Annotated in this window: 6 protein-coding genes and 1 tRNA gene; 5 read left to right on the forward strand and 2 right to left on the reverse strand. The window is 59.6% G+C overall.

The annotated features are described in order from the left end of the window. Positions 1–173: 173 nt before the first annotated feature. A complete protein-coding gene (locus B3T59_RS09670; RefSeq protein ID WP_005205860.1) occupies positions 174–1,436 on the reverse strand; it encodes a DUF3662 and FHA domain-containing protein in 1,263 nt (420 codons plus the stop codon). A gap of 377 nt (positions 1,437–1,813) precedes the next feature. Here B3T59_RS09670 and B3T59_RS09675 point away from each other — a divergent pair. The 5 genes from B3T59_RS09675 (at position 1,814) to B3T59_RS09695 (ending at position 10,065) form a co-directional block, all read left to right on the forward strand. Then, a tRNA-Leu gene (locus B3T59_RS09675) sits at positions 1,814–1,899 on the forward strand. A 395-nt stretch (positions 1,900–2,294) separates the two neighbouring features. Next, positions 2,295–3,821 carry a type I restriction-modification system subunit M gene (locus B3T59_RS09680; RefSeq protein ID WP_287002125.1) on the forward strand — a complete coding sequence of 509 codons (1,527 nt, stop codon included), beginning with the start codon at positions 2,295–2,297 and terminating at the stop codon, positions 3,819–3,821. Next, complete coding sequence (locus B3T59_RS09685) at positions 3,818–5,080, forward strand: restriction endonuclease subunit S (protein ID WP_287002122.1); 1,263 nt, start codon at positions 3,818–3,820, stop codon at positions 5,078–5,080. Before B3T59_RS09680 ends, B3T59_RS09685 begins: the two co-directional genes overlap by 4 nt. Beyond that, complete coding sequence (locus B3T59_RS09690) at positions 5,080–8,406, forward strand: type I restriction endonuclease subunit R (protein WP_287002126.1); 3,327 nt, start codon at positions 5,080–5,082, stop codon at positions 8,404–8,406. Before B3T59_RS09685 ends, B3T59_RS09690 begins: the two co-directional genes overlap by 1 nt. Before the next feature lie 177 nt (positions 8,407–8,583). Continuing rightward, positions 8,584–10,065 carry a P-loop ATPase, Sll1717 family gene (locus tag B3T59_RS09695; RefSeq protein ID WP_287002123.1) on the forward strand — a complete coding sequence of 494 codons (1,482 nt, stop codon included), beginning with the start codon at positions 8,584–8,586 and terminating at the stop codon, positions 10,063–10,065. A gap of 74 nt (positions 10,066–10,139) precedes the next feature. Here B3T59_RS09695 and B3T59_RS09700 read toward each other — a convergent pair. Continuing rightward, the coding region (locus tag B3T59_RS09700) for a S8 family serine peptidase (protein WP_287002124.1) at positions 10,140–11,032 on the reverse strand (893 nt) is incomplete at its 5' end.

Raw genomic sequence — 11,032 nt, forward strand, 5'->3', positions numbered from 1 at the left:
CTACAAAGTACGTCCGCGTGCCGACGCTTCGCGTGCGACAACGGATCCCGACTGCATCTTATGGGCCAGAGTCCCGATCACCGTCATTCGAAAGTGACAGTTGTGTATCGACGCCGGGCGTCATCAGACGATGCCACGGGCGTCGATCCGGCTAACTGGCAGGTGCAGCGGCCTTACTGGAACCGGACGGTGATGTCCGAATGACCGATGCGGATGCGGTCGCCGTCGGCGAGCTCCCAGCTGTTGACCTGGACGTCGTTGACGGTCGTGCCGTTGGTGGAGTTGAGGTCGGTGAGCATGGCGGTGCTGCCGTCCCAGCGGATCTCGACGTGGCGACGCGAGACGCCGGTGTCGGGGAGGCGGAACTGCGCATCCTGGCCGCGACCGATGACGTTGGAGCCCTCACGCAACTGGAAGGTGCGGTTGCTGCCGTCTTCGAGGAGCAGCGTGATCGCTGCGGGTGCGTAGCCGCCGGGGTGTCCGTAGCCCTGGTCGTATCCGTAGCCGGGCTGCTGTGCGTAGCCCTGCTCATATCCCTGCTGGCCGTAGCCCTGGTCGTAACCCTGTTGCGGGTAGCCCTGGGCGTAGTCGTAGTCCTGCTGGCCGTATCCGGGCTGCTGTGCGTAGCCCTGGTCGTAGCCGGGCTGCTGAGCGTAACCCTGCTGCTCGTATCCCTGCTGCTCGTATCCGTATGCGGGCTGCTGGCCCTGCGCCGGGTAGTAGCCACCCTGCTGTCCGTAGCCGGGAGCCTGCTCGTAGCCCTGTCCGTAGCCGCCCTGCTGGTAGTCGTAGCCCTGCTGGGCGTACTCGTGTCCGTGTTCCTGCTGGCCCTGGCCGTAGCCCCGGGCGTCGTCGTAAGCGGGTTCTGCGCCTCGCCGCTGGTCGTAACCGGGGTTCTGCGTCATGGCTGGGACTCCTACTTGTTGTGGTGCGTGTGGTTGTGGGGGCGGACCGGCAGTCGGCGGCTGGGCTTGCGGCCCCGGGGGCCAACCACGTGCGGCCCGCGGTGGTTCTGAAGCATCGTTACCCGCGCCTGGAGCGGATCCGACCGGACGCGGGCTCGCATCCGGATCGACCCGACCACGGGCACGAAAGATACCGGTGTGCAACGACGGCGATTGGTCGAACTCTACGACGACCTTCCCATACGTCTGCCATCCGTTGTCGGCGATGAAGTTTTCCAGGTGCTTGGAGAACGTCTTGCGGTTCAACTCGTACTCAGTGGCGATGTGCTGGTGGTCGGTCGGGCTGAACAACAATGAGTAGCTGTTCGCCGCCAGCACCGTGCCGTCGCCGAGGCTCTCCAACGACTCCTCGGCCTCGCGCTGCAGGCCGTTCTCGATCTCCTGCGGAGCAACCTGACCACCGAAAACGCGCGCAAAGCCGTCGTCGACGGCCCCCTCGAGTTTGCGCTCGAATCGTTGCAGGATTCCCATCGTCGACCTCCCTTCGCAGCCCTGGTGGCGTGTCGTCGTGCAAGTGACCTTGATTGATGATACCGATACTTACGGCTAACACCGTCTCAGATCAACCGCCGCAGCTTCAACTATGACTTCAGGGTCGAGCCCACACCCGCTGGTCGAGCTTGTCGAGACCACTCGCTGCCCGAGCCCGCCCTCGCCGGTCGAGCCTCGCTCCGCTGGTCGAGCTTGTCGAGACCACCTCGCACGCTGGTCGAGCCCCACCCACGCTGGTCGAGCCTGTCGAGACCCCCGCCCGCCCGAGTTTTACATCGGCGCCGCATTGTTGCTATCGTTCTCCAGTCGTCGAGCTACCCAGTTCGACGGCATGCCCGCCGGTTTTCGGCGGCCACGGGCGAGTGGCGGAATGGCAGACGCGCTGGCTTCAGGTGCCAGTGTCCTTCGGGACGTGGGGGTTCAAGTCCCCCTTCGCCCACCACGAGCAGTTCAGCTCAAAGCGGTACATCAGGTCAGGTTGCGGAAACGCTGCCTGACCTTTTGTTTTGCGTTGGGTAATCGAACTAATTCTGGAAGCCAACGTCTTCGGGGACTCTCTGGTGGTCGGTCCCCAGGGAAGCAGTTCGCAAAGCATCCAGCAACAGCGGGTGCGCCACGCCGAGACCCGACCACGACTATCCCGACTCCATTTCTTCGCGGCGGCTATACGATCTACTGCGTCGAGACGGCTATAAGGTGCACAGGCTTCATGAATACGTGCAATCTGTGAGACGCCATCGTCCTTCTGATGCCCCGCAGCACGCTGGGCGGCACGGGCGTTGTGAGTCTCTGCCCTGAGAGAATGGACCATGGTTGAAGACGACTGACCTCGCCAAAGTGCGCAACACCCTCTGGGCCGCCGCTGACGAGCTGCGAGCCAACTCGAAGTTGACGCCGGTGCAGTACCGCAACCCGGTCCTCGGACTGGTGTTCCTCGCTTACGCGGAGAACCGCTTCGAGGCTGTTCGCGGCGAAGTCGAGGCGAAGGCATCGACCCGCAACCCCGCGACGATCGCGGACTACAAGGCCAAGTCGGTGCTGTACGTCCCCGCCGAGTCGCGGCTCTCGCACCTCAATGACCTGCCAGAGGGCGACGACATTGGCAAGGCAGTCGACGAGGCGATCAAGTCGATCGAGGCTGCCAACCCAGAACTCAAGGACATCCTGCCGCGCGGTTACCAGAAGCTCGAACGCTCGACACTGATCGAGCTGCTGCGTTTGTTCGCACCACTGCCCACACAGCTCGAAGGCGACGCCTTCGGCTTCATCTACGAAGACTTCCTTTCCAACTTCGCCGCACAAGAAGGCAAGGGCGGTGGCGAGTACTTCACGCCGTACTCGATCGTCCGGCTGATTGTCGACATCCTGGAGCCGTTCGCGGGCCGCGTCTTCGATCCCGCTTGCGGCTCGGGAGGCATGTTCGTCCAGTGCGCCAAATTCGTTGAGCGGCATCATGAGTCAGCAACGCGAAAGCTGTCCATCTTCGGTACTGAGAAGACCGAGGATACCGTTCCGCTGGCCAAGATGAACCTCGCCCTTCACGGCCTTTCAGGCGACATCCGGCAAGCCAACAGCTACTACGAAGATCCACACAAGGCCGTCGGTGCATTCGACTACGTCATGGCCAACCCGCCGTTCAACGTTGACAAGGTAAAGAAGGATCAGCTTGCCGGCGACAAGCGCTTTCCATTCGGAATCCCCAAGCCCGACAACGCAAATTATCTGTGGATACAGGAGTTTTACGCGGCGCTCGGACCGAAGGGCCGGGCCGGATTCGTCATGGCGAATTCGGCCGGCGACGCAGGGCATTCCGAGAAGGAGATCCGCAAGCAGATCATCGAGTCCGGGGCGGTCGACGTGATGGTCGCGATCAGTTCCAATTTCTTCTACACGGTGACCCTTCCGGTGACACTGTGGTTTCTGGATAAGGCCAAGGCAGGAACGCCACGCGAAGACACTGTGCTCTTCCTCGACGCGAGGCATACATACCGCCAGATCGACCGTGCCCACCGCGATTTCATGCCTGAGCAGATCGAATTCCTAGCCAATGTCGTGCGGCTCTACCGCGGCGAGGAGGTCGAGACGATCGCGGGTAGCGATGTTCTCCTCAAGGAGAACTTCCCCGACGGGAAGTACGTTGATGTTGCTGGCCTGTGCGAGGTCGCGTCCCGTTCCGAGATCGAGGACCAGGGGTGGAGTCTCAATCCGGGGCGATACACAGGCTCTGCAATCGTGGCTGATAACGACGAGGACCTCACAGCAAGACTCGAAGAGCTGTACGAAGAATTCACTCGTCTGAGTGACGAGGCCGAGGGTCTGAGGTCGAGGGTCGATACCGCCCTTCAGAGGATTATCGAACCATGAGGCAATGGCTCGATCGATCCATCAAGGACCTGTGTATCGCGATCGTGGACTGCGTGAACAAGACCGCGCCTTCACAGACCGACCCGACTCCGTACAAGATGCTTCGGACCACCAACGTCCGAGGAGGATGGGTCGACACGACCAGCGTGAAGTATGTCGATCGGCCGACGTATACGAAGTGGACACGACGGATGGTTCCGGAGCAGGGGGACATCATCTTGACCCGCGAAGCCCCCTTCGGTGACGTCGGAATGCTCAGGAGTCACGACCAGGTCTTTCTCGGCCAGCGACTTGTGATGTACCGCGCCGACCCGATGGAGTGCGATCCCCACTTCTTGATGTACAGCATGATGGGTCCGATCGTGCAGGCCGAACTCAAGAGCCTAGGCTCTGGGTCGACTGTTGAGCACCTAAGAGTGCCGGACTGCGAGAAGATCACCATTCCCTGTCCTTCGCTGGATGACCAACAGAGAATCGGTTCAATTCTCCGATCGTTGGACGATCTGATCGACAACAACCGGCGGCGTGTGGCGGCCCTGGAGGAGATGGCGCGAACTATTTACCGCGAGTGGTTCGTGAAGTTCCGCTACCCCGGTCACGAAGACGTCCCCCTTGTCGACTCCACCCTCGGCCCGATCCCGAGCGGTTGGGACATCGCACCTGTTTCCAACATGATTGAGGTGAACCCGCGCATCAAGTTGGACAAGTCTGTTGAGCACCCCTTCATTACGATGGGCGATCTCGACGAAAGGACCATGAGTTGTCGCCCAAGCCAGGTCCGGACGGGAGGGTCGGGCGCTAAGTTCGTGCAAGGCGACACTTTGTTTGCGCGCATTACGCCGTGTCTCGAGAACGGAAAAACTGGGCTTGTGCAGCGTTTGGCAGTTGGTGAAGTTGGTCTAGGGTCAACCGAATTCATCGTCCTCCGCGGCCGGGCTGTGGGATCGGCGTTCACGTATTGCCTTGCGCGAGAAATTAACTTCCGGAAGCATGCTATCGCCAGCATGAGCGGCGCCAGCGGACGTCAGCGCGTCCGTAACGAGTGCTTCGATACTTACCTGCTACCCGTACCTTCGCGAGACATTGCCGATGCATTTGAGTCGTCGATGGAAGCGGTCTTCTCGCAGGTTGCCGTGCTGACGGACGAGGCGGAGCAGCTTGGACATCTGCGCGACCTCCTGCTGCCCAAGCTGGTCACGGGACAGATCGACGTTTCCACGCTTGACTTGGGTGCACTGGTGGGGGATCGGGTGGCGTGATGATGGCACGGGGTCCGGAGTACGACTACGTCGAGAAGCCCAGCATGGATCTGCTGGATGACCTTGGCTGGACTCCCGTCGACGCCTTCCATGAAACCTTGGGCACTGAAGGCACTTTGGGCCGTGACTCTCAACACGATGTGATACTCACCCATCGTCTGCGCTTTGCGCTGCGCAAGCTCAACTCCGAAGATGTACCCGACGTAGCTATCAACGAAGCGGTCGAGGTGCTGACCAAGGACCGCTCGGTGATGGACAAGGTGCGTGCTAACCGTGAGGTTTACGACCTGCTGCGCGACGGTTACCAGGCGGAGTGGGTAGATAACAACGGCGACAAGCGGATTGAGACGCTTCGCTATGTGGATTTGCGCGATCCGCTGAGTAACGACCTGCTGGCAGTCCAGCAAATGTGGGTCAAGGGTCCCTTGCACAGCCGGCGCCTTGACGTCGCTCTGTTCGTCAACGGTGTGCCGCTCGTCGTGCTCGAGTTCAAAGAACCCAACGCGCCCGTCAAGTCTGCCTACGATGACAACCTGACCGACTACCGCGACACCATCCCACAGCTCTTCATGCCCAATTGCTTTGTCCTGCTGTCCAACGGCAGTGAGGCGAAAGTCGGTTCGACGTTTGCGCCTTGGGACTTCTTCTCCGACTGGAAGGTGATCGATGCCTTCGGGGCACGCAGCGAGATCGCGCTGCAGACTGCGCTACGGGGTACTTGCGACCCGACGAAGCTGCTGGACCTGTTCGAGAACTTCGTTGCCTACATGGAACGTCCCGGCGGGTTGATCAAGATTACTGCGCGCTCGCACCAGTACCTGGGCGTCAACGCTGCGATCGAGAATCTCCACCGGGCACGCGCCGAACAAGACAAGCGCCTCGGTGTCTTCTGGCATACCCAAGGATCGGGCAAGAGCCTATCGATGTTGTGGTTCACCCAGAAGGTGTTGCGTCATGTGCGTGGCACGTGGACCTTCGTTATGGTCACGGACCGAAGCGAACTCGATACGCAACTGCATGGGGAGTTCGCGGACGCCGGTGCGATTCCGCCCGAAGCACGAGTACACGCCGACTCCATCGCGCATTTGCGTGAACTGCTTGCAGCCGACCACCGTTACGTCTTTACGCTGATTCAGAAGTTCCAGCCGTCCAAGGGTGAACGGCAGATGCCGGTGTTATCCGACCGCTCGGACGTCATTGTCATCACCGATGAGGCACACCGCAGCCAGTACGACACCCTGGCACTCAATATGCGAACTGCGCTGCCCAACGCGTCGATGATGGGCTTCACTGGAACCCCGCTGATCGCTGGGGAAGAGCAGGCCACTCGCCAGCAGTTCGGCGACTACGTCAGCATCTATAACTTCGGCGATGCCATTGAAGACGGCGCCACCGTCCCCCTCTACTACGAGAACCGCATCCCCGAGCTACAACTCACCAACGCAGAATTTGCTGAAGAACTCGATGCGCTGCTGGAGGAAGCGGAGCTCGACGAAGACGCAGAGGGAGCACTGGCACGCCGATTCGGTAAGCAGTACACGCTTCTGACCCGCCCTGAACGATTGAAGACCCTCGCCAAGGACCTCGTTTCTCATTTCGTCGGTCGCGGGTTCTCAGGTAAGGCAATGTACGTCGGCCTCGACAAGGCGGCGGCCGTGAGGATGTACAACCTCGTGCAGGCGGCGTGGGACGAGCACCTCGCCGATCTGAAACGGCAGCACGACGCACTTCCGGAGTTGGAACGGCCATGGCTGGCGTCGCGGATCGTGCTGATGGAGACCACGGACATGGCCGTCGTTGTCTCGCAGAGCCAGAACGAGCTGAAGATGCTCGACGACCTCGGCCTCGACATCCGCCCCCACCGCGAGCGTATGAACCGAGAAGATCTCGCGGAGAAGTTCAAGGACGCTGGCGATCCGTTACGGCTGGTGTTCGTGTGCGCGATGTGGATGACCGGATTCGACGCCCCAAGTGTGTCGACCATCTATCTCGACCGCCCAATGAAGAACCACACGCTCATGCAGACCATCGCCCGCGCGAACCGCGTCTTTCCGGAGAAGGACAACGGCCTGATCGTCGACTACGTCGGCGTCTTTCGGAACCTGGAGAAGGCCCTCGCTGTCTATGGCGCGGCCCAGGAGGGCGAATCGCCGATCGAGATCATCGATGCTCTCGCGGCTGCACTCGACGCTGCTGTTGCCGAACTGATCAACTTCTGCGCGGCCGCGGGTGTCGATCTGATTGCGTTGCGCGATGCTGAGGGTTTCGACCATGTGGCTAGGCGGGACGCCGCTGTCGAGGCGCTGCTGGTCGATGAGGAGACCCGCAACGACTTCACCGTCAAGGCGCGGCAGGTCCGAAGGCTGTTCAAGGCACTCCTTCCGAACACGAAAGCCGGTGCGCAGCAGCGCACTGTTGCAGCGATTCGTGTTCTTGCAGAGCGAATCCACGAAGTGACTAGACCTCCGACCCCAGACATCGGAAGTGTTGCCGATGCTGTCGACGCATTGCTGGACCGCTCGGTCGGCGCAGAGGAGTACGTCATCCGCGCGGCGGCCGAAGGAAGCGAGCCAGACCCGCTGATCGACCTGTCGCAGATTGATTTTGACGGACTTGCCGCGAAGTTGGCAGGCCGCAAGCGCGCCGAGACCGACCGGATGGCTCAGCTGCTCCGACAGCAGGCGGTCAGCGCAGCGTTGCGGAACCCGACACGATACGAACTGGTTGAACGGATCGAGCAGCTGATCGCGGACTACAACGCAGGCAGCGTCAACATCGACGAGTACCTGCGCCGCCTTATCGAACTGTCCAAAACCCTTACCGCCGAGGAGGAGCGAGCGGTCCGCGAAGGCATGACCGAGGAAGAGCTTGCGATCTTCGACCTACTTACCAAACCTGATCCGGTACTGACCATTGAGGAACTGGAGAGGGTTCAAGCGAGCGCGAAGACCCTCCTGGAGCACTTGCACGAGAAGCTCGTCCAAGACTGGCGACGCAAGGTCGACGTGATGAATGACGTCAACAGCACCATCCGACGCGTCCTCGACACGAGCCTGCCCGAGACGCCCTACACCGTCGATATCTTCCGGGAGAAGGTCCAGCGCGTCTACGACCACGTGCTGAGTGCTTACGGCGACGACGGCGAGAGCGTCTACAGCCGACGCGTTGACTTCGGGTTTCCAGACCAAACCGTAGGGATCGAACCTTCGGGACCGATCGACGTGAACAAGGTTGCTGACGACGTCGTGACGCGGATCCACGCCGATCCGACATTCGCCGCACAAATCGCCCAACAGCTCGGGCAACCACCAACTGGCAGTCACTGATCGTGGTGGAGCGAGTGCCTGGGTCGGCTGGGTCTCGCAATTGGGTGTGCAGTCCCGTGCTCATCGGCGATATCGCCAGAGGTAAATCACCGGCTCCTACTGCGTGGTGGTCACGGGACCTATACTACGGATTGTCAACCACTATAGCCCGATTTGGCAAGCAGGAGGAGGTCGATTGTGGGTAGACCCGCGTATGCAGATCTGTACTTCGGACTAAGCGACGCCGTTAACGAGGCGAAAAAGGATCCAGATCAGTTCTTCAAGAGTTACGTTAATATTGATAACATCGTCGAAGAGGTTATTGCGGGAAATCGAACTTTCGTATTTGGGCCCAAGGGAACTGGTAAGTCGGCTCTAGGGTTGTGGGTCGAGTCCGACATAGATGACGTTTGCGCGCAAGTTAGGGACGCTGCGTCGTTGCCGTTAGCAGATATCCCTAATCTGCAAACGGGCCAAGCCGCGGGTGTGGAGCGCACAGTCACTGCATGGAAGTTCATTCTTCTCTGCAACTATATCGCACTGCTGCGCCGAGATAATGCATGCAAATTGAAGAATACGCGCGAGGTTGATCGTGTGACGCGTCTTCTGCGAGGTTACGGATTTATGGGCGATGCTTCGGGCAAGGCGCTTCTCAAGGTTGCCACAACCACGGTGGAGATTCCAATTCCCAAGGTTGGAAGCATCTACAAGAAAGAATCAAAATCGGTTCTGAATATATTCTCGCTGATTCCGTACTTGGAGGACTGGGTATCTTCGGCGGAGTCACCGAACCGGCACGTGTTGTTTGTCGACGGGCTCGATTCGATATATCTGAACGACCAACGCTACGACGAGAGTCTGGCCGCATTGGTTCAGGCATCCTACCGACTGAACCAATCATTGGGTGCAGCCGGAGCGACGGGCTCAATAGTGTTGCTCCTGAGAAGCGATGTTTTTTCAAGGGTCTCGCTGCGACTGCCCGACTCTCAGAAGATGCGCGATGACTTCGGCGTGGACTTGGACTGGAGAATACTTACTGGATCCGCCGGGCGGCATGCTCCCCTATTCAAGCTTGTTAACGACAAAGTCTCTGCTGCTGCGGGCGTGAATCTCGAAGTATTGGACTACTTTCCACAGAAGATTCGAGTTGGCAGCAATCGAAATCGAGAGATTCCGACGATGCAATATCTCCTAAATCTGACTCGGCACACCCCAAGAGATCTATTGCGGCTTTTCGATGAAATTCGAAAGGTGGCAGCGGCTCAAGTTATTCCGAGCGGCCCTGACCGTCTCTCCTACAGCGCCATTCGGGAAGGGGTTGTGCAGTATTCTACCAAGTATTTTGTAAACGCTGTCAAGAACGAGTTCGCCGGCTATGAAGGCGGACCCGAGGCCGCACAAGATGCGGTTACAGCTCTTCAATATCTGGGATCTCAGAAGTTTAGTCGAGACGACTTTAAACGAACACTATCGGATGCAAGAGGTATTCCTGCGACAGGCCCAGATGTTGACCGCTTGCTGAAGCTCTTGTTTTTTGCCGGCGCTATTGGAAACCTAGTCGGAAATGATAGCTATATGCGTTTTTATCATCGCCGAGACGATTCGGAAATCTACTTGCGCGGCCCGCTGATTCTCCATGGAACCTTGTGTCATGCCTGGAACGTCCCATTCGGCATTTGACTTAACCACATCGGCCCCTCTTGGTTTGGTTAGAAGAGTGCGCCACGTCTTGTCTAGGTCGCGACGATGTTCCGTCACTCAATTGCGATCTCAGTCGCAATGGGAACCTGCAGTTGAGTCGCAATCGGTGTGTACAGGTCGACGGACTGTTCGCGGGTCCTGAGTGACAAGATCAACGAGTACCGAACCGGCATATCGATCCGGTCCTGTCGCTTGTTGTTTTTCCACCAGCCGCCAGCCGGGTAAACAGCGACTGAATTGCATTGCGCCAATTCACTTCCCGTGCCATGCCACTCGTCTTGGTGTAGTGAACCGAGGTGGCGTTGACGCTCGCCGAGGAGCCATCTCTCGGAGGTTGTTCCCGAGCCTGCGCGACCGGCTTCTTGAGCCTGAGCGTTGCGGTTGATTCGAGCAACGAACTGCTGACCGCTCTCCAGCGCTCCCTGCAAGTCGAACCGAAGCGAGTGAGACGGATAGGCGTACCGCTGCCGCCATCCGCGTCGCGATGCTGACGGCTCGATGAAGTACGACAGCGTGATCCGAAGCCGAACCGCCGCTGAGCCGAGTTCTTCGAGGGCCTCTGTGGGCCATGGGAGCGTGTGTAGCCGGAATCGGCGCATTGTGTAATTTTTGCCATCGAATGGCACGAACTGGTCCTGCGTGACGAGCGTAACTGCCCGTCGCGATGAGTTGACGACGGAGTTCTCTGTCGGGACACCCCACCCGTAGCGACGAAGCTGTTCGAGCCGAGCGCCTTTGAGCTGATTGGCCTGGACGTTGCGGGCCATCGCCGGTGTCCATTCGGCCTCGTGCGCAAGCAAACCGCGGATCGTCTCCGGCCAGTAATCGGGGTATCTCTCCATTGCGAGCGCGGCCAAGCGTGCCGCCTGCGCGGTCGCGGCACTCGTGGCGTTCGCTGAGGTCAGGGCGATGTCACTTGTGTTCCCCGTCGACCGCAGTGAAAGGC

It is taken from the genome of Gordonia sp. UBA7860 (assembly GCF_002500165.1).
In the GTDB taxonomy this organism is placed as follows: Bacteria; Actinomycetota; Actinomycetes; order Mycobacteriales; family Mycobacteriaceae; genus Gordonia; species Gordonia sputi.

Coding starts and splice junctions, on each gene's coding strand:
- B3T59_RS09690 (WP_287002126.1), top strand. CDS start 5,080: ATGATGGCACGGGGTCCGGAGTACGACTACGTCGAGAAGCCCAGCATG.
- B3T59_RS09685 (WP_287002122.1), top strand. CDS start 3,818: ATGAGGCAATGGCTCGATCGATCCATCAAGGACCTGTGTATCGCGATC.
- B3T59_RS09670 (WP_005205860.1), bottom strand. CDS start 1,436: ATGGGAATCCTGCAACGATTCGAGCGCAAACTCGAGGGGGCCGTCGAC.